General features: G+C 73.2%; 20 protein-coding genes and 1 pseudogene. 5 read left to right on the top strand and 16 right to left on the bottom strand.

Annotated features, from left to right (window positions below):
- From Plo01_RS18745 to Plo01_RS18685, 13 genes and pseudogenes are all read right to left on the bottom strand, one after another.
- Window positions 1–1,387: pseudogene (locus Plo01_RS18745) on the bottom strand (hypothetical protein); the annotation flags it as partial.
- 237 nt (window positions 1,388–1,624) lie between these two features.
- A complete protein-coding gene (locus Plo01_RS18740) occupies window positions 1,625–2,260 on the bottom strand; it encodes a hypothetical protein (RefSeq protein WP_203891915.1) in 636 nt (211 codons plus the stop codon).
- An 838-nt stretch (window positions 2,261–3,098) separates the two neighbouring features.
- Window positions 3,099–3,491: a (deoxy)nucleoside triphosphate pyrophosphohydrolase gene (locus tag Plo01_RS18735; RefSeq protein WP_203891914.1), complete on the bottom strand. Its 393-nt coding sequence runs from the start codon at window positions 3,489–3,491 to the stop codon at window positions 3,099–3,101.
- 48 nt (window positions 3,492–3,539) lie between these two features.
- Entirely contained in the window at window positions 3,540–4,637 is a 1,098-nt protein-coding gene (locus Plo01_RS18730) for a C40 family peptidase (RefSeq protein WP_239316614.1), read from the bottom strand.
- Window positions 4,634–5,296 (bottom strand): hypothetical protein, encoded by a 663-nt coding sequence (locus Plo01_RS18725; RefSeq protein ID WP_203891913.1) that lies wholly within the window; start codon window positions 5,294–5,296, stop codon window positions 4,634–4,636. The genes Plo01_RS18730 and Plo01_RS18725 overlap by 4 nt, the downstream gene beginning before the upstream one ends.
- A 2-nt stretch (window positions 5,297–5,298) precedes the next feature.
- Entirely contained in the window at window positions 5,299–7,641 is a 2,343-nt protein-coding gene (locus tag Plo01_RS18720; RefSeq protein WP_239316612.1) for a type IV secretion system protein, read from the bottom strand.
- A 176-nt stretch (window positions 7,642–7,817) separates the two neighbouring features.
- Window positions 7,818–10,310, bottom strand: coding sequence for an ATP-binding protein (locus Plo01_RS18715; RefSeq protein WP_203891911.1), 2,493 nt, complete (start codon window positions 10,308–10,310; stop codon window positions 7,818–7,820).
- 167 nt (window positions 10,311–10,477) lie between these two features.
- Window positions 10,478–13,027: a TcpE family conjugal transfer membrane protein gene (locus Plo01_RS18710; RefSeq protein WP_203891910.1), complete on the bottom strand. Its 2,550-nt coding sequence runs from the start codon at window positions 13,025–13,027 to the stop codon at window positions 10,478–10,480.
- 48 nt (window positions 13,028–13,075) lie between these two features.
- Window positions 13,076–13,396, bottom strand: a complete 321-nt coding sequence (locus tag Plo01_RS18705; protein WP_141704251.1) for a hypothetical protein — start codon at window positions 13,394–13,396, stop codon at window positions 13,076–13,078.
- A 127-nt stretch (window positions 13,397–13,523) separates the two neighbouring features.
- Window positions 13,524–14,348 carry a conjugal transfer protein gene (locus Plo01_RS18700; RefSeq protein ID WP_239316610.1) on the bottom strand — a complete coding sequence of 275 codons (825 nt, stop codon included), beginning with the start codon at window positions 14,346–14,348 and terminating at the stop codon, window positions 13,524–13,526.
- A 664-nt stretch (window positions 14,349–15,012) separates the two neighbouring features.
- Window positions 15,013–15,186, bottom strand: coding sequence for a hypothetical protein (locus tag Plo01_RS18695; protein ID WP_203891908.1), 174 nt, complete (start codon window positions 15,184–15,186; stop codon window positions 15,013–15,015).
- Between the two features lie 197 nt (window positions 15,187–15,383).
- Window positions 15,384–16,472 carry a redox-regulated ATPase YchF gene (gene ychF / locus Plo01_RS18690; protein WP_203891907.1) on the bottom strand — a complete coding sequence of 363 codons (1,089 nt, stop codon included), beginning with the start codon at window positions 16,470–16,472 and terminating at the stop codon, window positions 15,384–15,386.
- 11 nt (window positions 16,473–16,483) lie between these two features.
- Window positions 16,484–17,290, bottom strand: coding sequence for a hypothetical protein (locus Plo01_RS18685; RefSeq protein WP_203891906.1), 807 nt, complete (start codon window positions 17,288–17,290; stop codon window positions 16,484–16,486).
- Window positions 17,291–17,451: 161 nt separating this feature from the next.
- Between Plo01_RS18685 and Plo01_RS18680 the strand changes: the two genes are divergently transcribed.
- Both Plo01_RS18680 and Plo01_RS18675 read left to right on the top strand, forming a co-directional pair.
- Window positions 17,452–18,765 carry a DNA recombination protein RmuC gene (locus Plo01_RS18680; protein WP_203891905.1) on the top strand — a complete coding sequence of 438 codons (1,314 nt, stop codon included), beginning with the start codon at window positions 17,452–17,454 and terminating at the stop codon, window positions 18,763–18,765.
- Window positions 18,766–18,844: 79 nt separating this feature from the next.
- On the top strand, window positions 18,845–19,369 hold the full coding sequence (locus Plo01_RS18675; RefSeq protein ID WP_203891904.1) for a DUF6542 domain-containing protein: 525 nt from the start codon (window positions 18,845–18,847) through the stop codon (window positions 19,367–19,369).
- A 66-nt stretch (window positions 19,370–19,435) separates the two neighbouring features.
- On the opposite strand, the gene Plo01_RS18670 is transcribed toward Plo01_RS18675, so the two are convergent.
- Complete coding sequence (locus Plo01_RS18670) at window positions 19,436–20,407, bottom strand: 4-hydroxy-3-methylbut-2-enyl diphosphate reductase (protein ID WP_203891903.1); 972 nt, start codon at window positions 20,405–20,407, stop codon at window positions 19,436–19,438.
- A 109-nt stretch (window positions 20,408–20,516) separates the two neighbouring features.
- On the opposite strand from Plo01_RS18670, the gene Plo01_RS18665 reads away from it, so the two are divergent.
- Both Plo01_RS18665 and xseA read left to right on the top strand, forming a co-directional pair.
- On the top strand, window positions 20,517–21,512 hold the full coding sequence (locus Plo01_RS18665; protein ID WP_203891902.1) for a hypothetical protein: 996 nt from the start codon (window positions 20,517–20,519) through the stop codon (window positions 21,510–21,512).
- A gap of 51 nt (window positions 21,513–21,563) precedes the next feature.
- A complete protein-coding gene (gene xseA, locus Plo01_RS18660; RefSeq protein WP_203891901.1) occupies window positions 21,564–22,775 on the top strand; it encodes an exodeoxyribonuclease VII large subunit in 1,212 nt (403 codons plus the stop codon).
- Here xseA and Plo01_RS18655 read toward each other — a convergent pair.
- Entirely contained in the window at window positions 22,750–23,223 is a 474-nt protein-coding gene (locus tag Plo01_RS18655; RefSeq protein WP_203891900.1) for a GNAT family N-acetyltransferase, read from the bottom strand. The two genes, xseA and Plo01_RS18655, sit on opposite strands and share 26 nt — an antisense overlap.
- A gap of 50 nt (window positions 23,224–23,273) precedes the next feature.
- Here Plo01_RS18655 and Plo01_RS18650 point away from each other — a divergent pair, with 50 nt between their 5' ends.
- Window positions 23,274–23,498 (top strand): exodeoxyribonuclease VII small subunit, encoded by a 225-nt coding sequence (locus Plo01_RS18650; RefSeq protein ID WP_203891899.1) that lies wholly within the window; start codon window positions 23,274–23,276, stop codon window positions 23,496–23,498.
- A gap of 67 nt (window positions 23,499–23,565) precedes the next feature.
- On the opposite strand, the gene Plo01_RS18645 is transcribed toward Plo01_RS18650, so the two are convergent.
- On the bottom strand, window positions 23,566–24,189 hold the full coding sequence (locus tag Plo01_RS18645; RefSeq protein ID WP_203891898.1) for a DUF4245 domain-containing protein: 624 nt from the start codon (window positions 24,187–24,189) through the stop codon (window positions 23,566–23,568).
- Between the last annotated feature and the right edge of the window lie 121 nt (window positions 24,190–24,310).

Raw genomic sequence — 24,310 nt, 5'->3', positions numbered from 1 at the left:
CCTGAGGCGGACCCGCGGGGAAGTCACCGGGACCCTGAGGCGGACCCGCGGGGAAGTCACCGGGACCCTGAGGCGGACCCGCGGGGAAGTCGCCGAACCTCTGGGACGGACCGGCGGGGAAACCACCGGGGCCCTGGGGCGGACCGATCGGGAGATCGCCGGGGCCCTGGGGACCGTCGTGCGGTCTGGGGACGAACCAGGTCTCGGGAGCCGCGGGGTCGGTGGGACCACCGGCAGGGGGGAGGCCCGGGTCCTGGGGGAACCTGTCCGGGGGCGAGGCTCCCGGGGGCGGGTCCTGGAGCGAAGGATCCTTGGGGAACGGGCCCGGGTGCGGCGGGGAGGAGAACCACGACGACTCGGAGCCGGCGGGCGGCGAGGCCTGGTCGTGGAAGGCCGGCGGGGTCCGGTCGTGGAAGGGCTGCGGGGGCTGGTCCCGGAAGGCGGGCGGAGCGTCCGGACCGGGCTGCGGGGGCGCGTAGGCCGCCGGATCGTGGGGCTGGGGGTACTGCTCGGTCGGATAGCCCTCCGGGTAGGCCGGCGGGTACATCTGCATCGGGACGAAGCTGATGATCGGGGCGTAGGCCGTACCGCCCTGGTAGACCGCGTGCAGGCCCGGCATGGAGGCGTAGCCCGGACCCGCGGGGTAGCCCTCGGCGCCCGCGGGGCGGGGACCGGCGCGGCGGACGGCGGCGGCGTGGGCCATGCGGCGCAGCCTGCCCTCGAAGATCAGGACGGCGAAGAGCACGAGCAGGACCAGGATCAGCGCCGGGATGCCGAGCTGGCGGCTGAGCGTGGTCGCGTCGTACTCCGAGTCGGCGTTGCGGATCTCGTACGGCACCGCGGCGGAGTCGTCGTCGAACGTGCTGCCGCTCACCTCGGGCGACGGCGAGGCCGTCGGGAGCAGGGAGGGCGCCTGCGTGGTCGTCGGGAAGACGACCTCGTCCTCGGGCGTCGAGGCGGTCGTCGGCGGCGGCTCGACGACGGGCGCGGAGGTCGGCGCCTGAACCGGCGGGGGCGCGGAGGTCGCCGCGGGAGGCTTGGTCGTCGCCGGGGGTTTGGTCTTCGCGGGGGCCTTGGTCGGCGTGGGCGTGACGGTGACCTTCACGGTGACCGTCGTCTGATCCGGCGAGGTGGCCGAAGGGCTGGGCTCGGGCTCGCCGGGGGTCTGGGTGACCGTGACCGTGACGGTCGGGGTCGGCTCCTCGCACTCGGGATCGGCCTCGGTGTCGCACCCCGGGATCTGCGGGGGTTCGGCGAGGACGGCCCGCGTGGCGGCGTCCGCCGGACCGGAGCCGGCCAGCGACGCGGCGGCGAGCGTGACCGCGCCGGTCAGACCGAGGGATACGAACACGGCCGAGAGTGCTGCCGTACGGCGAGATCTCGTCACCGGTGCCTCCGTGCGCTTCCCCGAGCGATCTACCTACATCGAGAAAATACTAGTCAGGGAAAAGTAACAGCAAAGTACTCTTCACCCTACAGATCACAATCCGGTCTCCGGTGCGGAACCGTGATCCGTGACATCCGGCTGCCCGATCACGCATGGATCGAACCTCCTCGATCGGGCCGGCAGGAACACGCGTCCCCAACGTCCGGCCCCGGGTCCCTTCCCGGAGCGGGAGAGGCGTCAGAACCTCCGGCCCCGGCGGAGGCGGGCCTGGAGCCACAGGAGGCAGAGCAGTCCTCCGATCGCGACCCCCGCGACGGGCAGGCCCCGGATTCCCGCCAGGATCGGGCTCGACTGTCCCACGACCTCCATCTGCTGTTGCGGCCCCGCCGTCGGGGCGGGGTGGATCTCCCGGGGCAGCGGGGCGCCCAGGGGCTCCTCCGGATCCGGGCGGCCCTCCGGCGCGGCCTGGGAGGGCACGGCCGACGGCATCCGGATCGACGGGGCGTTCCAGGCCGGTGCGGGCGCCTGGCCGATCACGGTCCACCCCGGCGGCACGAGCACGGGCACGGGCACGGGCGCCGGTGCGGGGGTGGGGACGGGCGGGGCGGCCGTCGGGTCGGCGTTCAGGTCACCGAGGGCTGCGGGGTTCTCGGAGCCCGCGGAGCCCGCGGAGCTCGCGGAGCTCGACGGCGTGGGGGTGGGGCTTCCCCGGCCGGGCCAGGCGGGCCCCGGGTTCCGGTCCGTGTTCCCGCCCCGGCCGTCACGGGGCCGTCTGGGCCGCTGCTTCTCCGATGCGGAACCGGCGTCGCCGCGCGGACGGACCTGCTTGTTCCTTCCCTCGCCGTCGCGGGGCCGCCCGGGCCGGTCCTTCACCGGCGCGACCTTCGGCCGCTCGCCGGGGCCCGCGTTCTCCCCCGCCGCGGACGGCTCCGGGGACGGCTCCGGGGACGGCTCAGCGGACGGAGAAGCGGGTGGTTCCGAGGACGGCGAGGCGGGCGAGACCGGGGGGACGGACGGGACCCCGCCCGGGCCGCCCGCGATGACGACTCCGGCTTCCAGAAGGCACTGGAGAAGTCCCGGGTCGGCCGTCGGGAAGGGCCGGGCGCCGGGCTCCGACGCCCCGGCCCCTCCCGGTCCACCGGGCGCGCGCACTCCATCCGCTCCAGGCTCACCCGTTCCCGGCCCGTACGGTCCACCCGGTGCGTGCGCTTCACCCGCTCCAGGCTCACCCGCTCCCGGCCCGTACGGTCCACCCGGTGCGTGCGCTCCGCCGGGTCCGTCTGCTTCGCCTGGCGCGTCCAGCTCCTCGAGTGCGGCCGCCCCGCCGGGCATCTCCGGCCAGGCGGACCACATCGGGCCCGCCGACCCCCCGAGCTCCGCGATCCCCGCGGCCTCCGCGGCCTCCGGATCCGGCCGCTCCAGCCGTACCCAGAACCCCGTCGTGTCGCTCAGCGGCACCCAGGCCCACAGCGGGCGGGTTCCCCCCTCGGACACCGGAGACACCTGGGCGAGACAGGCCGGGACGGGATCGTCGTATCCGAACGCGCCCGCCGACGCGCCGCCCACTGTGATCGTCCCCGCCCCCATCGCCGACACGACCAGGGCATGCTTCAGCCATCCGCCCTTTACGCCCACCGCACGTCTCCGATCCCCCGACACGGGCGCGCGACACATTACGCCCCGTAACTGTTATGTCACGGTGCGCTACATTTCAATCCTGGAGGAGCCGGTCTCGCACGGCGTGCACGATCGGCAGGTCCGCCGGGAGCCAGGCCACCGCGTCCAGCTCGTCCAACGAGAGCCAGCGCAGCCCCAGGTGCTCCTTGGCCTCCGGCTCCCCCCGCGTGATCGTCGCGAGCCACACCCGCAGGACGTAGCCCTCGCTCAACGGCCAGTCGCCGCCGACCCGCTCCCCCACCTCGATCAGGACGCCGAGCTCCTCCTGGCACTCCCGGACCAGGGCCGTGTGGTCGTCCTCGCCCGGGTCGACCTTCCCTCCGGGGAACTCCCACCCCCCGGCCAGCGCCGGCGGCTCGGCGCGTTGCGCGGCCAGAAGCCTGCCGCTCCCGTCCACGATCGCAGCCCCCACGACGACTCTCCTCATGGGGTCTGATTCTGTCCCATGACGGGACCGCTCGGTTCGGAACGGATCTCAGCCCTGCCTCTTCAGTTCCAGCTGGGCCAGAACGGAGGGGTTCTGCAGGGGACGGGTGAAGCCGACGATGCCGGAGCGGTCGCGGTAGGTGGTGACCTTGATCGGGCCGCACAGCCGGCACCTGGCCTCGATCATCTTGCCCGGCGTGACCACCATGCCCACGTGCCCGGGGCGATCGGGGCCGGTGCCGGGACCGGAGTTGAAGAAGACGAGGTCTCCGGCCTGCTCCTGACCCGCGGGGACCTCCACCCCGAACGGCCACTGGCCGAAGGTGGTGCGCGGGATGGACAGGCCGACGCTCCGGTAGGCCATGTAGATGATCCCCGAGCAGTCGAAGGCGTCCGGCCCGGTGCCGCCCCACAGGTACGGCTTGCCGCGCTGCGCCAGCGCGTAGCTGAGGATCCCGGCCACCACGTCGTCGGGCGCCGCCGCCACCAGGGGCGGGTCGCAGGCGGGCTCGGCCTCGGGCGGGGTGCTGACCGCGCCGTCCTTGGCGTACTTCGCGGCGATCTCCATGACCTGGTCCACGTACCACCAGGCCCGGTTGTAGACGAACAGCGCCCGCCGCACGTCCTCCGGCGCCCCGTTGCGCTTGAGCATCTTGGCCGCGCCGAGGATGGCGTCCGCCGGGTTGTAGACGTCGGCCCAGCCGTCGCCGTCGCCGTCGGAGGCGTACCCGTTGAACTCGGACGGGATCTTGATCTTCGCCTGCCCGCCCCACGTGCTGATCAGGAACTGCATCGGCCCGGCGGCCCCGGCGTGGTTGGTCCCGCTCCGCACGCCGGGGAGGGTGGATCGCCCGTGGTCGGTCTCCCGTTTGCCGACCCCGGCGAGCACGTTCCACTGCACGCCGATCTTCTCGCCGTGCTCGCGGTAGAGCTCGAGATACTCCTGCGGGATGTCGGAGGTCGCCGTCTCGGACTGGTCGTCCACCTGCCGGGCGTTCTCCTCGCAGTCGGGGAAGCCGCCGCCGCCGGTGAACGAGGGGAAGGTGCTCACCATCATCATCGGAGCCATGATCAGGGCGATCAGGCACAGCCCCGCGACGGCGAGGATCAGCGTGATCCGGCCTCTCCTGCCGCTGTCCCGGCTCACTCGCTCGCCCCCGTGATCTGGTCGTCTCCCTCCTGGCCTGAGTCGGCGGGCTGGAGGTCGTGGACCCGCCAGCCGTCGCCGACCGGGATGAGCGTGACGGCGTACTCGTCGGTGCGGTCCCTCGGTCCGCTCTTGGAGGTGACGCGCTCGGTGCAGGCCACCACGAAGACCACCGAGGACTCCTGGATCTGCCGGATCTCCTTCACCGTCGCCGAACCGGCGGAGACCACCTCGTCGGTCCGGTTCGTCTCCACGAACGCCGTCGAGGTGCGCGCCCGCACCAGCACCTCGGCGAACTCCGCCGTGGCGTAGCCCCGCAGCCGGTTCCCGTAGGCCACCGGGTCCTCGCGGTGGTCGTAGGTGCCGTACTCGGCGGTGAAGCGCCGCGCGTAGTCGGCGGCGGCGGACAGCTCCCGCCTGCTCATCGGCAGGTAGGAGTAGACGTCGAAGGGCGCGTCGCTGGCCGTCGCCGCCGGGCGCGGCGGCTCCGCGGTCGCGCGCGCCGACGATTCGGGCGCGGTACGGCCGACGCCCGCGGGGTCCGCCCGGTCCTCCCCGCCGCCCCCGGGATCCGACATGGTCAGGTAGACCCCGACCAGCGCGAGCACCCCGACGAGCACGGCGAAGACGAGCCCCCGGCGGTTTCCGCCCTCGGCCATGGTCAGTCCTTGTCGGGGTCGGACGGCCGGAGCCAGAACGGCACCGGCGCGTCATCGGCCTGCCTGCCCCGGCCGGACCTGCTGGTCAGCCAGAGCGGAGGCGCCTCGGAGGAGCGGCCCGAGTGCCCGGAGCCACCGGACGGGGCGCTCCCCGACGAGCCGCGCGAACCGCCGCCGCCGCCGCCGAAAATGCTGCCACCTGAGCCCCGCGAACCGGAGGAGCCAGACGAACCGCCCGAACCAGACGCACCCCGCGAACCGCCGCCGAAGATGCTCCCGCCCGAGCTTCGCGAACCGGACGAACCGGAGGAGCCGCCGGACCTGGCGCTCCGCGAACCGCCGCCCGACGAGCCACGCGAACCGCCGCCACCGAAGATGCTCCCGCCCGAACCCCGTGAACCGGACGAGCCGGAGGAGGAGCCGCGCGAGCCGCCGGAGGAGGGCGGCGGGGCGGACCCGCCGGATCGGGAGACGCTCGGAGAGGACCAGCCGCCGCCGGACCGGCCGCCGAACCAGCCGCCGGACCCGCCCGCGGAGCCCGAGCCGCCCGTCCTGGCCGGGGGTACGGCGCCCGCCGCACGACCGCCGGACCCGCCCGCCGTACGGTTCCCGGAGAGGTTGAGAGGCGGCGCGGCGCCGGTGCGCGGGGCGGTGACCGGACGGCCCACGTTCTTGCGCCGCCCGCCCGACGCGGCGTCGGTGTCCAGCGGCGCGGGCTGCGCGGTGACCGGGACGCGGGTGCCCGACGGCGTGCCCGCCGAACCGCCCTCCTCGCCCCTGGCCCTGCCCTGGGCGACGGCGGCCGCCGCCCCGGCGGACGCTCCGCCGGCGAGCGCGGCGGCCTGCAGCATGGGCTCGGCCTTGCGCATGCCCCACCGGCCCACCCGTGCCGCGGCGACCGGCGGCAGCACGCCCGCCGCGCGCTGGAGGGTGGGCGCGGAGGCCGCCTCGCCCAGCATGCGGGTGGTGAACGTGTGCCCGTCCATCGAGGCGAACAGGTGCTGGAACGGCCGGCGGTAGAAGAAGACCGCGATCGTCAGCAGCGCCATGAACATGACCTGCATGCCCCACGGCATGGCGGTGGAGATGATCAGCGCGTATCCGTACACCAGCACGCCCAGGACGAGGGCGAGGACCGCCTGCCGGAGCAGCGTGCCGATCAGCATCTCCACCCAGCGCATCGCGATGATCCGCCCCGAGCCCGGATGGACGCCGATCAGCAGGAAGACCGGCGCGAGGATCAGCAGCAGCAAGAAGCCGATCTTGAGCGCCAGGAGCGACACCGCCACCAGGAAGATCAGCACTCCGGCGACCATCGCGGCCATCAGCGCGCCGATCGCGATGCCCAGCCGGCTGGTCCAGTCCTTGCCCTGGAAGAGGAAGTAGATCGGGGTGGTCTTCAGGTACTGGGCGACCTCTTCCTCGTAGCGCGCCTGGTGGGCGCTGCTGCTGGGAAGCTGCGCGGCCTTCTGCTCGGCCGCGTCGATCGCCTGGATGTCCAGCAGCTTGGAACCGAAGTCGCCGATCACCGGGGCGTTGGCGTCGGCGGTGCCGAACTGGCCCATCAGCCACGGCTTGCAGACCAGCGTGGACCAGAGCGCGTCGGCGTTCTGCTCCACCGCCGGGGTGCCGCTGTGGCCGTACCCGCCGGCCATCGCCTGCGGGCTGGTCTCCCCCTTGGCCGGCAGGCAGGAGGCCCCGCCCGCGCCGGGCAGGCCGGAGAAGGCCGAGTTGACGACCTCGCCCGTCTTGTCGGTGACGACCTTGCCCAGGCCGGTGAGGTCGCCGGGGCGGCTGAAGAACCAGACCGCGACGGTGACCGCCAGGACCATCCAGATGACGCCCTCGGCGGTCGTGGTCGCGCGCTTGCGGATGAGGCCGTACCACGCCAGCCAGATGGCCCCCAGGATCACCACCGGCCGCAGGAACGGCCAGTACATCGCCTCGGAGAGCCGCTGCACGATGTCGTCGACGACGTTCTTGATCGACTCCAGCGGTCCCTCGGTCGTCGCGGCCTGGTAGGTCGTGATGGTCAGCCGGTCCAGCGCCTTGGCCCAGGAGAAGACCGTGTTGGCCCAGGCGTTGCCCAGCACCGCGGCGACGTCGTCGCAGCCGAGCTCGTGGGTGTGCCAGTACAGGCCGCTCATGCCGTAGGTGCCGTAGTTCGTCCGGACCGCGGGGGCCTGCGCCGCGCCCTCCGGAGGCGGCGGCTTGACCAGGCCGTCCACGCCCGCGCCGACGACCTCGGGCGCCAGGTCCGGGGAGAGGTCGCACGGGGCCGCGGCGGCGATGGACCCGCCCGTGGGGAACACCAGCGGCAGGGCCGCGAACGCCGTGAACGCCACGAGCGCGACGACGATCCGCCTGCGCCATCCGCCCGGCCGCCGCTTCCCTCGCCCGCCGGGGCGCGTGCCGTCCGGCCCGCCCTGCGGCTCACCGTCCGGTCCGTCCCGCCGCCCGGCGGATCGCCTTCCCGGGGCGGTTCTCCCGAGGAGACGCCTCAGCCCCTGGCCGGAGCCCTTCATGAACCCACCTCCAGCGCCGTAGCCCCCGACCTGCCGACTCTGTCGCCCCCGGAGAGATCATGCACGTTCTCGTCGGGTTTCTCATGGGTGGGGTTCGTGTCCAGCCAGCGCAGCAGCTCGCCGGAGACCAGATCCACCCCGATACGGCCCGCGCGGCCGTCCAGATCGCGGAAGACGCACTCACCGTTGCCCAGCGAGCGCAGCACCGCCTTGTGCTCCTCGGACGGATCGACCCCGAGCAGCGCCATCACGTGTTCCACCTCGACCCGCTCGGTGGAACGGAAGGCGAACACCGACGACAGACAGTTCGTCACCTGCTCGTTCAGCAGGTCGCCGGCGTTCTGCGAGACCAGGACGAGCGCGGTGTTGCGCGAGCGGCCCATCCGGCTCACCTCGGGCACCAGCTTGGCGCCCTCCGGCGTGGAGGTGATCGCCCACGCCTCGTCCAGGAAGATCGCCTTCGGCGTCCGCCGGTCCAGGCCGTTCATCAGGCCCCGGGCGAACTGGGCGACCAGGTAGAGCAGCGCCACCGACAGGCGCTGCTCGTAGGAGTAGTCGTCCCGGCCGGTGACGGCGTCCGGCAGGGTCAGCCCGCCGAGGGTGAAGACCGTGGTCCAGCCCTCGGTGTCGATCTGGTCGCCGCCGGAGGGGTCGAAGCAGAGGCGGGCCAGGTGCATCTCCGACATCGAGCGCAGCACCGCGCCCAGGTTCTTGGAGGCGGCGTCCTCGGCCCGCTCCAGGTAGTCGACGACCTTGCCCAGCGACGGGTCGTCGCCGTTGGACACCGCCGCGACCGCCTGGATCATCGCCGACTCGCGCTCCTCCGACATGCGCGGCAGCAGCAGGCGCAGGGTCTCGGTGGCCATCGTCTTCTTGGCCGCGAGATCGTCGCCGAAGGAGAACGGGTCGAGCAGTCCGGGCGCCGCCGAGCCGAGCGGGATGATCCGCGCCTTCCTGCCCCGCTCCCGCAGGAGCCGGACCAGGGACTCCGCGTCCCCCTTGGGGTCGATCACCGCCACCGTGACCCCGCGCATCGCCATCTGATAGATCATCAGCAGCGCCAGCGTCGTCTTGCCGCCGCCCGGCTCACCGGTGATCGCGATGGCCGTCGGCCGGTTGCGGGCCGCCGCCACCAGCGGGTCGAAGTGCACGATGCTGCGGGCCCGGCCCAGGGTCTCCCCGATGTACGGCCCCATCCAGCCGGCGTGCGTCTCGTCCTCGCGGTCGCCGAGATCGACGGTGGCCGTGGCCATGCCGCCCGCGATGGTCCGCAGCGGCTGCCGCTGGGCGTAGGCGTTGACCCGCACCCGCTCGCCCGGCAGCGCCTCGCAGAACAGCGAGAACTGGTCGCCGGTGGAGTTGACGATGTCGATGCCCATGTCGCGGTAGTGCTCCACGACCGCCTCGACCCGCTGCACGCAGATCTCCTCGGTCGGGGCGGAGACGATCAGCCGGTGCCAGCCGTACACGAACGGCAGGCGCTCCTTGGTGATGCCGTGCTCCAGCATCCGGGCCGCGTCGATCTGCTCGGCCAGGGCCAGCGGCGCCTCCGCGCCCGCCTCCCGGATGTGGATGTCCATGTCCCGGGCGTGGGCCAGCTTGCGCGCGACGTCCTTGCTGGCCTTGACCGGGGAGATCAGCCGCATCCTGGAGCTGATCTCGACCGGGAAGGGCAGCTGGTCGGCGTAGTGCATCCACGGCTCGCCGTCGGGGAAGGGCATCAGGTCGGGGAAGCGGGCGAACGACAGGTGGGCGACGTAGGAGTCGCCGTGCGGCTGCTCGACCCTGAGCAGCGACCTGCCGTTGTGGATCTGCCCCTCGACCAGGGACTCGATCTCCCCCTTGCCCCACCGCCGCTTCGGGCTCGCCGAGGCGGGCGGGTCGCCGAGGGAACCGGTCGCGGCGTGCTGGAACAGCCAGGCGAGCTCGGTGGAGGTGGCGTGCCGGGCGTAGAGCGCGCTGGCCCCCAGCGCCCGCCCGAGCCGCTCGGCCGAGTCGGTCCACCGGGCGATCTCCGTCTTGGGGATCTGGTCGTCCTCGATGCCCAGGGCCTTCTCGCTGCGCTGGTAGAACCCGAAGAGCTGGGCGAACACCCCGGTGCCCAGCTGCACGCCGCGCTGGCCGAGCCGTACGCCGAGGTAGACCTCCTTGGTCCAGAAGTCCTTGGCCCAGACGTGGCGGTACATCTCCTCGAGGTAGTCGCGCCAGCCGGGGCCCTCGTCGGAGGTGGCGTTGAGCGCCATCGCCCACTCCGCCGCCGGGTAGGTGCGGTGCGCCACCCGCAGGTGGACCTCGGCGTCCGGCATCCTGATCGCGGCGAGCGCGATCGTGATGTTGGTGGCCAGGGCCTCCCGCTCCTCGGGCGTGACGAACTCGTAGCTCACGGTCGGCAGCCGGAAGTAGGCCCACGCCGACGAGTCGGTCAGCAGGATCCGGTCGTCGAAGTACCGGACGGCGAGACGGCTGCGCGTCCTCGACCCGCGGCTCATCCGCCCTCCTCCGCCGGCCGCACGAGCCTCCGGCCGCCGTGCTCATCGGCTCGCTCGCCACGCTCGCTCACAGGTCCTCCCGCGCCGGCCGCGCGGGCCTCCGGCCGCCGTTCTCACCGGCTCGCTCGTTCACAGGCCCTTCTCCGTGTTCTCTCGCGCCCCGGGGATCACTGGGCCACTTCCTCCTCGCTCATGCGTGCCGTCCGTGCCGCTCCGAGACCGGCCACCACCACACCGGCCAGCGCGAGGTACGCCCGGCGCCCCGGCGCCCGCAGGTGGGACGGTTCCACCCGGTCGGCCCTTCCGGGAGCCAGTTCGTCCTCCCAGGGCACCCGGACGATCGCCCGGCACCTGCCGCGGGCGACCGCCTCGGCCTGCTCCACGTCGCCCATGCTCCGGCGACTCACTCCGTTGACGACCAGGACGGCCCGCCGGCGGAGGTCCGCGCAGCCGTGGCCGTCGAGCCACTCGTACGTCATCGCGACCGCGTCCGGCCCGTCCTCGCTGGCCGGGACGACCAGGACCAGCTGGTCGGCGTGGGGCAGGACGCGGGCGGCCAGCGCCGCCGCGGGGTCCATGACGATCAGCTTGTAGTGCGCGTCCAGCAGGTCCATGGCCCGGCCGAGCCGCCGGTCGGAGAAGAGCCCGCGATCGGCCATCCGCTGCTCGGCGCCCGCGTCCGCGTCACCCGCCAGGACCTCCAGGCCGGAGGCGCAGCGGCTGGTGTAGGCGCGCATGCCCAGGTAGCCGTGGACGCCGTCCAGACCGGCCAGCAGGGAGCTCAGCGTCTCGGGGGACTCCGCCTGGATCCGGGAGGACAGGGCGTGGGACCCGGTGCCGGCGTCCACCGCGAGCACCCGGTCCTCACGGTAACGGGCCAGGGTGTGGCCGAGCATGAGCGCCGTCGTGGTCTGGCCCGCGCCGCCGGTGCATCCCAGGACCACCACTCTGCGGCTGCCGCTGAAGACCCCCTTGGCCCGCGCCTCGTCGACCTCCGATCCGTCCGTACGGCCCCCGCCCGGTCCCATCACCACCTGGGCCAGGCGGCGCCACCCGCCCTCGGAGTCCCGGCCGACGACCGACTCCACCCGGCGGACCCTGGTCTCGCCCTGTCCGGGCCTGGGCACGGGAACCGGCGGCGCGTCGGGCTGCGACGCGCCGCCGCGGGGCACGGCCCGGATCGACACGTTCATGGCGTTCCCCGGCACGAGCCCCGAGCTGCCCGGCACGAGCCCCGGCCGCGTCGGAGGCCACACCTTCCCCTCCCCGCCGACGGGCGGCTGTCCCTTCCGGTGCTGCGCCAGGACGCTCTCGTCCGTCTCCGCCCGTGTCCCGGATCGGGGCTCCGCCGGAGAAGACCCGGCGAGCCTCCGGACGGCCGCCTCCCTCCCCGCGGACTCGGCGGGCGTCTCCTCCCGCCGAGAGGCGGCCGGCGTCTCACCCGCACCCTGCCCGGCGATGCCCTGGCTCCCCTCCGATGCGGCGGGCGCCTCCTCCCGCCCGGAAGCGGCCGGGGTCTCGTCCACGCCGCGTGCGGCGGCCTGACCCCTGTCCGGCGCGGCGGGCGCCCTGTCTCCGCCCGCGGGGACTCCGGGCGTCTGAGCCGGAGGCGAAGGCGGGCCGGGAGGCGGGGAGAAGCGGTCGGTCCCGGTGGCGGCGGCCAGCCTGCGCAGGCGGCGGAGCGCCTCGGTGTCGACCGAGGTGGCCCGCCCGGCCGGTCGGCCTCCGACGGTCTCGGGGGAAGCGGGCGCGGAGGGGGGAGCGGGAGCGGAAGGCTTGGATCCGGGGGCGGCGTTCCCTGCGTCCGTGACCGGGGGCCCCGGGGCGGCCGGAGACTCCGAAGCCACGGAAGCGGCCGGAGCGGCGGGGGCCGACGGAGGCGAGGACGTCTCGGAGACCGCCGCCGGGGGCGTCCCGGGAATCACGGTGAACGGCCGCTCCGGCACCACGGCCGCAGACGTCTCGGAAACGGACGTCTCGGGAACGGACGTCTCGGAAACCGAGGCGAACGGCCGCTCCGGCGTCGCGGCGGGCGTCTCGGAGACCGGCGCGAACGGCCGCTCCGGGGCCGGTGGCCTCTCCTGGGCCCCGATCCGGGACGCACCGGTGATCGGGGCCGCCGGAGCGCCGGGGGCCGCGACCGCCTGGCCGAGGGCGGGGGCTGCGCCCCTGCGGGGAGCGTGCGCCGATCCCCAGACGACGCGGTCGCGTGTGACCGGGGCTCCCGCCGCGGCCGCCGCGGCCGCCGCCACCGCGGGACGGACCGCCCGGGACGGCGTGGCGGCCCGCTTGGGCTGCGCGTGGCGGGCCTTGCGGGCGATCTTGACGCGGGCCGGCGCGGCCTGCCGGGGTGCCGCCCGCCAGACCCGGCCGGTCAGGGTGATCTCGGCGGGCTCCGCCTCCGGGGCCATCCGGCACCAGGTCCGCGGCTCGCCCAGATAGCGCACCTGCGACTGGAGCAGCTCGGTGAGCCGCTTGCTCTCGATCACCGGGCGGGTCGAGAGCCAGGTCACCACCCCCGGCGGCACCAGGTAGACCACGTGCCAGGGCGCGTCGAAGGGCACGCCGACCAGGTACAGCAGCAGCGACCAGGGCGCGATCACACCCACGAACACACCGATCCAGACAATCGGAAGCGGCATCGGCAGCCGTAGGTCGTACAGCTTGTAGAGCCGCTTCTCAATACGCCAGATATTGGTATATGTGGGCAGGTCCACCCGTTCCTCCTCTCCGCCGCTCGCCGTCCCGTGCCTTCAGGTGCGCTCTCAGCCTCCTGTGATCCCCAAGGCTCCGGCGATCGCCTTGGCCGTCACCTCGATGATGTTGGGCACGTAGAAGATCACACCGATGGCGATGGCCAGGATGATGAACTGCACGAACCTGGTGATTTCACGGGTGAACAGGAAGAACAGCGCCACCACGGAGACGATGACGAGGAAGAGCGGGGCGAAGAACCGGCGGAGGAAGTCAGCCAGCCCCTCGGTGTTCACGCCGGCCGGTGGGGCGGTCGGCTGGCCGGTCGGCTGCTGGGCGAGGTCGATCGCACTCATGTCGATCACGCTCAGCAGGATGGTCTTCAAGGTCACTTCTCGTCCTCCGTGCTCATGACCGCGCGCGCCGGGCGACGGGCCCGCGGCATGCGGACCGCCTCGCCGCCGGCTCGCCGGCCAGGGGGGCTCTGTTCACTGTGGACTGGCACCGTTCGATCATGCGTCACCCCACAGACCGTTCGGCGCCGCTGATGCTCTGGACGAACCATTTGTCGCCCTGCTTGACCACGGAGAGAAGATAAGACTGCTCCAGCTTCCCGCTCATGTCGCCCGGATCTCCCGCGGCGGGCTCCGCGGTCGGCGACCCGCCGGCGGGCACGCCCCACACGACCGTGGCGGTCACCTTCCGGTTGGCTTCGCTGCTGAGCGGCACGACGAGATCCTTGAGCTCCACGAAGGTGAACGCGCCCCCGAACCCCTCCAGGGTGACCCCGGCCGCGGCGTACTGCTGCAGGGAGGCGGTGTCACTGGCGGCGTAGGCCTTGAAGAAGTTGGCCATGGACGTGCGGAGCTCCTGCTCGGCGGTCGCGTCCCGCCGGGGCTCGCCCTCGGCGGGCAGGGCCGCCGCGGCCGGGGCGGGCAGGATGCCCGGCCGCCCGGAGACCACGAACCTCTTCGTCTCGCCGTCGTGGAAGATCGGCACGGAGAGCAGCTGGCGGCGGTTGCCCGCCTGGAACACCAGGGTCACCACGGCGTTCTGCGCGTCTTCGACCTTCACGCCGTACGGCTGGATCGCCCCGGCGCTCATCCTGCCGAGCCCGTCCCAGCCGAATTGCGGCTCGGCCCCGTCGGGCAGGAAAGGCGCCAGCCTGCCGGCCCGCTCCGAGGCGCGCACGGCGTCGAAATTCAAGTAGACGGCGGCGAACTGGCTGGCGAAAGAGGTGGCCTGGGTGACGGGGAATCCCTGGTCGGCGGGGGCGGCGGCAGGCTGATTCGCCGTACCCTGCCGAGTGAACCTCTCAAAAGGCGCACGGACCCCATTCACCACGATAACTACGATTAACGCCCAGAGGATGGCGCGGCCGACCCACACCAGCCAGCGACCGCCGCCTCCGGACCAGCCGCCGCGGCGCGGCACGCGCCGCCCGCGGGCCGGGGCGCTCCGGGGCTCGGGATCGTCGAACGCATCCGGGTATGCCGAAAGCTCGGGGTCATCGGAGATCCGAGGATCCCGCTGGACCGCTGACCTTCGAGCCATCACGCCTCCGCTCGCGCCGATTCCCCCGGCTGGCGCGGTGTCGTATTACTCCCGATCCCATTAGCCATGGTGAGGCAATTACCCTAACCGCTCAGCTGATTCTTCCAGGAAAACCACGCCCATGCTGCAGGCATCGCCCTCACTGAGCAAACCGGATCTGAGACGGGGCGGAAGCGGTTACCCCCTCCAGAGGGACGAAAGGAACACATCGCCCCTGGCCAGCGCAGGCGTTGATTACCGAAACGCCACCCATTGCTATCCATAGCGCACCGGGAGTGTCGCGACCTGCGCCTTTGAAAGAGGGGCCGTCCGGGAGGTGTGACGCAGCGTCACGACGCGTCGTCTCCGTCCGCTCCCGGGGAAGGGCCCGGCCGTCCCGGATGGGACCGGCGGGGCGCGGAGGGCGGTACGGAGACCGGGGAGGGCCGGCGCGGCCACCGGGAGGAGGGCGGGTTCAGTCAGGCGGATCGAAGCCCGTGCAGGGTTGGAGCGTCCACGCGCGGGGCAGCCGCGCGCCGAGGACTTTCCGCACCAGGTCGGGATCCATCTGCTCCAGCACCTGGAGAGGCAGGCCGCCCGCCTCGCGCGGATCGGCGGGTTCGGGGGTCTCGCGTCTGTGGGAGCTCATACCCGCAGCCTGCGCCGCCGTCCCGCGGATGTCCAGCGAGCCGCGGAGCCGGGAATGCCGATGTCCCCTCGCGGGGACATCGGCTCCGGCGGGCCGGCTGGACGCGCTCCACGCCCCGCGTGAGCCCCGATCACGGGTGGGGGTCCCCCCTCCAGGAGCGCCGGGGAGATCCGGGGAGAGGAGCCCGCGGCGGGGGACTACACGTTGAAGCGGAACTCCACGACGTCGCCGTCGCGCATCACGTAGTCCTTGCCCTCGATGCGGGCCTTGCCCGCCTGCCGGGCGGCGGCGATGGACCCCGCCTCCACCAGCTCGTCGAAGGAGACGACCTCGGCCTTGATGAAGCCGCGCTGGAAGTCGGTGTGGATGACCCCGGCCGCCTCGGGGGCGCTCGCGCCCTTGCGGATCGTCCAGGCCCGCGTCTCCTTCGGACCGGCCGTCAGGTAGGTCTGCAGGCCGAGCGTCTCGAAGCCCACCCGGGCGAGCTGCGCCAGGCCGGACTCCTCCTGGCCCACGGACTGCAGCAGCTCCAGCGCCTCCTCGTCGGAGAGCTCCACCAGCTCGGACTCGATCTTGGCGTCGAGGAAGACGGCCTCGGCCGGGGCCACCAGCGCCGAGAGCCGGGCCCGCAGCTCCTCGTCGACCAGCTCGTCGGCGTCGAGGTTGAAGACGTACAGGAACGGCTTGGCGGTCAGCAGGTGCAGCTCGCGCAGGTCCGCCAGGTCGATGCCGGCGCCCTTGGCCCCGGCGTACAGGGTCGTGCCGCCGTCGAGGAGCTTGGACGCCGCCTCGGCGGCGTCCAGCGCGGCCTTGCGGTCCTTGTTGGTCCTGGACTCCTTCTGCAGGCGCGGGATCGCCTTCTCCAGGGTCTGCAGGTCGGCGAGGATCAGCTCGGTGTTGATCGTCTCGATGTCGCGCTCCGGGGCGACCGCGCCGTCCACGTGGGTCACGTCCGGGTCGCTGAAGACCCGGATGACCTGGCAGATCGCATCGGTCTCACGGATGTTGGCGAGGAACTGGTTGCCCCGCCCCTGACCCTCGGAGGCTCCCTTGACCAGCCCGGCGATGTCGACGAACTCGACCTTCGCGGGGATGATCTTCGCGGAGCCGAAGATCTCGGCCAGCTTCTCCAGGCGCGCGTCGGGGACACCGACGATGCCCACGTTGGGCTCGATGGTGGCGAACGGGTAGTTCGCCGCCAGGGCGTTGGCGGTCTTGGTCAGCGCGTTGAAAAGCGTGGACTTACCGACGTTGGGCAATCCGACGATGCCGATGCTCAGGCTCACGTGATCTGAGTTTACGGGGAACCGTGAAGTGCTGTCCGCCGCAGGCAGGTGACCGGCCGCTGGACGCCCGGCTCACGGACCCGCAGGTAACGGTCGGAGACCTCGGGGCAGCGGCCCCGCGTGGCCGCCCTGCCGGTCACCTGCGCCCAGGACCTGGCGGAGCCGCACGGCGCCTTGACGAGCGCCTCGCGGCTCACCAGGCGGCTCTCGGGCCGGGCCACGCAGTCTCCCAGCCGGAGCATCCGACCGCCCCCGCCCAGGCACGCGACCTCCCGCTCGCCGACGACCAGCGCGTCGAGCGCGCGCGCCGGGCAGGCGTCCGCCCGGTCCACCACGGCCAGCACCTTGCCGTACCACCCGGGCGCGGAACAGGGCCGCTCTCCGCCGCGCAGCGCCAGGCAGTCGCCCGCGCGCAGCGTCCCCCCGCCGCCGCCCGGGTCTCCGGGGTGCGGCGGCCGGAGGCTGCGCACGCATGCCGTACGGCCCTGCTCAGGGCTGCGCGGGACCGCCTGGGCGTGCGTCCCGCCCGCGCCCGGCAGGGGCCTGACCCTGACCAGCTCGTCGGTCTCCACGGGGCAGTCCGCCGCCTCCGCGCCGACGAGAGAGATCACCTTCCCGTCGGCCTCCCCGCAGGCGGCCAGCTCGAACCTGCCGCTCTCCCGCTCGACGCAGGCGCCCTGCTCCCAGGCGAGCCGCACCGTGGCCGCCTCCGCCCGGGCCGCTCCCGGCTCGGGGGCGGCGCGCCCCGCGATGAGCACGCCCGTGGCGGTGACCATGACCACCACCGCGGCGGCGGTCACTCCCAGCGCCGGCGCCATTCTCGTTCCCCAGCCCCGCGTGCCCACAGACCATCCCCCACTTTCCGTGTTCACTATGAAACTTTGAGTGACAGCTTGCCTTCGCGCAAGCGGGTTGGGCGTGTCTTAACGGAAGGCGTGTCGCGCCGCTGGAAGCCGTTGGGCCTGGGATCATGCGATGAATGGACGTCATGGCACTCGCCTTCCAGCTCGCCGTGGGACTCGCGGCGGGGCTCGCGATCGGATTCCTGCTGGGCCGGGCGCGAGCCTCGGCCGGCGCCGGGGACGCCGTCGCCCGCCTCGCGGAGGCCGAGGCCCGCGCGAGGGCGGCCGAGGAGAAGGTCGCCTACGTCGAGGAGCAGCTCGCCGACCGGTTCCAGGCCCTGTCGGCCCGCGCGCTCGACGTCAACAACCTGCGCTTCCTGGAGCTGGCCGAGGGACGGCTGGCCGCGAGCCGCGCCGAGGCGGCCGGGGAGCTGGAGCAGCGCAAGCAGGCCGTCGAGCACCTGATCGAGCCGCTCAAGGACACCCTGGCCCGGGTCGAGGCGCAGCTGCGCGACACCCAGGCGGGCCAGCGGGCCGCCCATGCCGAGCTGACCAGGCACATCGACATCGTGCGCGAGAGCAACGACCGGCTCCGGGCGCAGACGACCGCCCTCGTCCGGGCCCTGCAGCGACCCGACGTCCAGGGCCGGTGGGGAGAGCTCCAGCTGCGCAGGGTCGCCGAGATCGCCGGCATGCAGCGCTTCTGCGACTTCGACGAGCAGGCGAGCGCGGCCACCGCCGACGGCGCGCTCCGCCCCGACATGGTGGTGCGGCTCGCGGGCGGGAAGAACATCGTGGTCGACTCCAAGGTGTCCCTGGCCGCCTATCTGGAGGCCGCGGAGTCCGCCGACGCCGACCACCGGTCCGCCCGGCTCGACGCCCACGCCCGGCACGTGCGCGAGCACGTGGACCGGCTGGCCGCGAAGACCTACTGGCAGGCGTTCAGCCCCGCGCCGGAGTTCGTCGTGCTGTTCATCCCCGGCGAGGCGTTCCTCGCCCCGGCGCTGGAGCGCGACCCAGGCCTGCTGGAGCACGCCATGCGCCGCCGGGTCCACATCGCCACCCCGACCACGCTGATCACCATGCTCCGCACCGCGCAGTACGCCTGGCAGCAGGCCGCGCTCAGCGAGAACGCCCGCGCGGTCTTCGAGGTGGGCAAGGAGCTCTACGAGCGGCTGGGCAGCATGGGGCGGAACATGGAGGCCGTGGGCCGCTCGCTGGGCAGGGCCGTGGAGTCCTACAACCGGGCGGTCGGATCCCTGGAGACACGGGTCCTGGTGAGCGCCCGCAAGCTCAACGACCTGGGCCTGGTCGAGACCGGACTGGACGCTCCCCCGGCGGTCGAGGACATGCCGCGCACCCTCACCTCACCCGAACTGGTGGGAGAAGAGGAGTCAAGCTCGTCCCTCATCTCCCGGTTGAACGGTAAGTTGGCCAACGACCTGCCTTGAGGGTGTTTCCTGGAACCGGGGGGAGCCGGACACTGGAGACCGCGGGGCGGTGTGAGGGGGCGACGGGCGAGGTGATCGCATGAGTGAGCGGGACCGAGCGGCCGGCATCCGGCTGACCGCGCGGGGCGCGGTGGCGTCCGTGCTGGTGTTCACGCTGCTGGGAAGCCTGCTGCACGCGTTGTTCGGGCTGCCCGCAGCGGTCGGCCTGGCCTTCCTGGGCGGGTGCGCGGTCGCGGTGGCCCTGGTCAACCCGCGCGACCTGCTCTCGCTGGTGGTCTCCCCGCCGCTGGTGTTCCTCCTCGCCGCGCTGATCTCCGAGGCGGTCCGCTCCCTGACCGCGCCCTCCCCCGTCCAGGCTTTCGGCCTCGGCATGTTCACCGCGCTGTCCGGCGGGGCCCCGTGGCTGTTCGTCGGCTCGGCGCTGGTCCTGCTCGTCGCCTGGCGGCGCGGGCTGGCCCGGTGCGTCCGCGACCTGCGCGAGGAGATCCGCGCCGCCGCCCCCGACGTCCCGCGCCCGCGGGCCGGCGTCGACGACAAGGGCTTCGTGCCCGAGCCTGAGGGATATTTCGAGCCCCGGGTGTACGGCACCCCCCGGGAGCCGTGACCCGGCGCCGCTCTCCGCGCGGCGCCGTACGGAGGCGGCGGACGCCTCCGTACGGCGGCGCGACGCTCAGGCCGTCGTGACCCGCAGGTCCTTGCGGAGCTCGTGCGGGAGCGCGAAACGCACGTTCTCCTCGACGGAGTGGACCTCCTCGACGTCGTCGAAGCCGTGCCCGGCGAGACGCTCCAGGACCCCGGCGACCAGCTCGTCGGGGACCGAGGCGCCGCTCGTCACACCGACGGTGGTGACGCCGTCGAGCCATTCGTCCTTGATGAAGGAGGCGTTGTCGACCAGGTAGGAGGCCTCGGCCCCGTGGTCGAGGGCGACCTCGACCAGGCGCTTGGAGTTGGAGGAGTTCTCCGAGCCGACGACGATGACCAGCTCGACCTCGGCCGCGATCTCCTTCACCGCGACCTGGCGGTTCTGGGTGGCGTAGCAGATGTCGTCGCTCGGCGGGTCGATGAGGTTGGGGAACCGCTCCTTGAGCCGGGAGACCGTCTCGATCGTCTCGTCCACCGACAGCGTGGTCTGCGACAGCCACACCAGCCGGTCGGGGTCCTTGACCCGCACGGAGTCGACCGCGTCGAGGCCGTCCACGAGCTGGATGTGGTCGGGGGCCTCGCCGGCGGTGCCCTCGACCTCCTCGTGGCCCTCGTGCCCGATCAGGAGGATGTCGTAGTCCTGGGAGGCGAAGCGCTTGGCCTCGTTGTGCACCTTGGTGACCAGGGGGCAGGTGGCGTCGATCGTCTTCAACTGGCGCCGGGCGGCCTCCTGGTGGACCGCGGGGGAGACTCCGTGGGCGGAGAACACCACGATGGCGCCCTCGGGGACCTGCTCCGTCTCCTCGACGAAGATCGCCCCGCGCTCCTCCAGCGTCTTCACCACGTGGGTGTTGTGGACGATCTGCTTGCGGACGTAGATCGGCGCGCCGTAGCGTTCCAGGGCCTTCTCGACCGCCTGGACCGCACGGTCGACCCCCGCGCAGTAACCGCGGGGCTTCGCCACAAGTACGCGACGGGTCGCGCGGGTCTCTGAAGTCATGTTCTTATGCTACGTGGAGTGCCCATGGGGACTGCCCATGCGCCCCTTGACCTCGCAAGGCTCCGTCTTGCTAGACAATATGTCCAAACAGACCTCCCAGGGAGACGAAATGTCAGTCCCCGATCTCTTCCGTAAGGCGAAGGACCTGCCGCTGCAGGCGCTGCAGGCCGCGTTGAGCGGCGTCGGCCAGGCCCTGCTCCTCGGCGACCGCGTCCGCAACCGGATCAAGCGCGCCGGCTCCACCGACGAGGAGCTCGACGAGACCCGCGTCACGGCCGCCGACCAGCTGTCCGAGACCGAGGAGAAGCCGGCCCGCCGCGAGCCGGTCATCTTCGCCCCGGCCAAGTCCAAGCCCGCCCCCTCCGAGACCGAGCCGGAGACCGCCGAGGCCGAGGCCGAGGCCGACGGCAAGGCCGGGTCCAAGGCCGCCGAGGCCGAGGCCGAGCCCGAGACGAAGGCGGAGACCGAGCCCGCCGAGCCCGCGGCCGCCAAGGCGAAGCCCAAGGTGAAGCCCGAGCCTGCGGCCGCCGAGGTGAAGGCGGGGACCGAGCCCGCCGTGATCGCGTCCGTCGCGGCCGAGCCCGCCGGGGTCGAGCCGGTCAAGGCCGGGACCGCTCCGGAGGCCGGCGCCGAGATCGCCGTGCCGCCGGCCGTGCGGGTCGAGGTCACCGCGGTCGACGTCGCCGAGCCGGGCCAGGACGGCGCCGCCGCCGTCGAGGTCGTGGAGACCAAGCCGGCCAAGCCCAGGACCACCAGGTCGAAGCCCGCCGCCGGGACCGCCGCGACCACCAGGCCGAAGGCCGCCGGGACCGCGAAGCCGAAGGCCGCGAAGACCACGAAGACGACGAAGGCCGGCAAGACCACCCCCGAGGCCGCCGAGGCCGCCGAGACGGTCGAGGCCGTCAAGGCCGGGGTCGCGGCCGTGCCCGCCGAGCCGCTGCCCGGCTACGCCGACCTGACCGTCGCCTCCCTCCGCGCCCGGATGCGCGGCAAGAGCGCCAAGCAGATCAAGGAGCTCATCGAGTACGAGAAGGCCACCTCGGCCCGTCCCGAGGTCGTGCGGATGTACGAGAACCGCCTGACCAAGCTCGACGCCGCCGAGTGACGTGCCCCGCGCGGAAGGTCCGACCGGAGATTTTTCCGTAAGGTCTTCCGCATGAGCGCGAAGACCACGCCGGAGCAGCCGCTGCCGGTCCGCACCGTGCTGCAGATGGTCGGCGGCTGGATCGGCAAACTCGGCACGATCTGGGTCGAGGGGCAGATCACCGAGCTGACCGCGCGCGGCGGCACGGTGTTCCTGACGTTGCGTGACCCGGTGGCCAACATGTCCGCCCGGGTCACCTGCCCGCGCGGAGTGTACGAGGCGACCGTCCCCCGCCCCGTCGACGGGGCCAGGGTCGTCATGAACCTGAAGCCGGACTTCTGGGTCAACCGGGGCTCCTTCGCGTTCACCGCGCTGGAGATGCGCCCGGTCGGCGTCGGCGAGCTGCTGGCCCGGCTGGAGCGGCTGCGCCAGGTGCTCGCCGCCGAAGGGCTCTTCAGCGCCGACCGCAAGCGCCGCCTGCCGTTCCTGCCCGGCACGATCGGGCTGATCTGCGGCCGCGACTCGGCGGCCGAGCGCGACGTCCTGGAGAACGCGCGCCGCCGCTGGCCGGCGGTGCGGTTCACGGTCGAGCAGGCCGCCGTGCAGGGGCCGTACGCCGTGGGCGAGGTCACCGAGGCGCTGCGCAGGCTCGACGCGGACCCCGACGTCGAGGTGATCGTCATCGCGCGGGGCGGCGGGTCGATGGAGGACCTGCTGCCCTTCTCCGACGAGGCGCTCGTCCGGGCGGTCTCCGCCTGCCGTACCCCGGTGGTCAGCGCGATCGGCCACGAGCAGGACAGCCCGCTGCTCGACCTGGTCGCCGACGTGCGGGCCTCCACCCCCACCGACGCCGCCAAGAAGATCGTGCCGGACGTCGGCGAGCAGCTCACGCTCATCCGCCAGCTCCGCGACCGGGGCCGCCGGGTGGCCGGCGGCTGGCTGGAGCGCGAGATGGCCTGGCTGACCGCGGTGCGCTCCCGGCCGTCCCTCGCCGACCCGGTCCGCGAGATCGAGCGCCGGGCCGAGCAGGCCGAGCAGCTGCGCGACCGGGCCCGACGCGCGCTCACCGGCTCTCTGGACCGCGCCGAGGACTCCCTGCACCACCTGCGCGCCCGCCTGGTCGCCCTGTCCCCCGCCGCCACCCTGGAGCGGGGCTACGCGATCGTGCAGCGTCCCTCGGGCGAGGTCGTACGGCGCGCCGCCGAAGTCGCCCCCGGCGACGGGCTCACGCTCCGCTTCCCCGACGACCGGGTCGCCGTCAGGAGCGAGGAGCCCGCCACGTGAGCGAGGGGTAGCCGTCCTCGACGAAGCCGAACTCCCGGTAGAGCGGCTCGCCGTCGGAGATGGCGTGCAGGTCCACCTTGCGGATGCCCCTGGCCCGGTACCACTCCATGAGCGCGGTCATGACGGCCCTGCTGTGCCCCCGGCGCCGGTGGCCGGGGTCGGTGGTCATGCCCTGGATGTAGCCGTATCTGCCGTCGGGCAGGCTCGGCCCGGGGAAGCGGTCGAAGATGAGCCCGATCCCGCAGGAGGCCAGGCCGCCCGCGGGGGCGTCCACCACGAAGACGGCCGTGTCGGAGGTGCCGAGCCGGTCCCTCAGGCTGTCGGCGTAGGACTCCTGCCAGCGGCTCTCCACGGGGAGGCTGCCGTCCTGGGCCATGCGGTCGGCCAGGATCTCGCGGAGGCGGACCAGCTCGGGGATGTCGTCGGGGGTCGCCTCGCGCACGCTCATCGCCGCATTCTCCCACCCGCCCCCTGCGTCCCACCCCTTAGGGTTGACGCGTGGCCGATGAGAAGACACCGTCGTACGAGCAGGCGCGCGAGGAGCTGACCGAGGTGGTCCGCCGACTCGAGGCGGGCGGGCTGACGCTGGAGCAGTCGATCGAGCTGTGGGAGCGGGGCGAGCGGCTCGCCGCGATCTGCGAGGAGTGGCTCCAGGGCGCCCGGGTGAAGCTCGCCGCGGCCATGGCCAAGCGCGGCCAGCCCGATCCGGACTCCCCCTTCTGAGCCGCCGGGGCGGCCTTCTGGGCCGCCGGGGCCGGCGGGCGAACCGGCCGCCCGGGACGGCGCCTTCCTAACCCGTGGCGGAGGGGCTGGGCGTGGCGGTGGAGCCGGGGGCGGGGCTGGAGGTGGCGGCCGGGCTCGCGGTGGGGGTCGTTGTGGGGCTCGCGGTGGCCTTGGGCTGCTGCTTGAGGGAGGCCGCCAGGGCGGTCAGCTCGTCCCAGCCGGCCGTGCCGGTGACGACGAGGGTGGCGTCCGGCAGGAGCCGTACCAGCGTGCGCTGGTCCTTGTCCTCGCGGTAGCGCTGCTCCCAGGTCGCGCCGCCGATCTGGACGGTGCCGGTGCCCCGGTCGCTGTTGGCCATCCGGCTGGCGAAGTCCGCGGCGGGCTTCTCGTCGCTCTGGATGAGCATGGCGTGCTTGCGCGTGGCGGTGGCGAAGCCGAGCCGCCAGGTCACCACGCCCTTCTGGTTCGTCATCCGGGAGCTGTTGGCGATCCACGTGGCGGGAACCGGCTCCGGCGTCCACGCCTGGTACGGCGCGGCGCGGCGCATGTTGGCCACGTCGATCGAGTAGTTGACCTCGGGGATGCGGGCGGGTCCGCCGGGGGCGGCGGCCAGTAGGAAGATCACGACACCGGCGAGGCAGATGAACATCGCGAAGGCGTAACCGTAGAAGCCCTGGGTGAACCGTTGCACGACTGGCGAGACTACCCGCCCGGAGGGCCGGTCGGGTCTCAGGGGCGGGCTGTCGGGTGTCGGGGCGGGGGCCCGGAGCGGAGCGGGGCGGCGGGCCGGTCGGGTGTCAGGGGCCGGGGAT

It is taken from the genome of Planobispora longispora, from assembly GCF_016863135.1.
GTDB lineage: Bacteria > Actinomycetota > Actinomycetes > Streptosporangiales > Streptosporangiaceae > Planobispora > Planobispora longispora.
The sequence above is the reverse complement of the archived record's forward strand: the minus strand, read 5'-3'. Positions and strand labels throughout refer to the sequence as shown.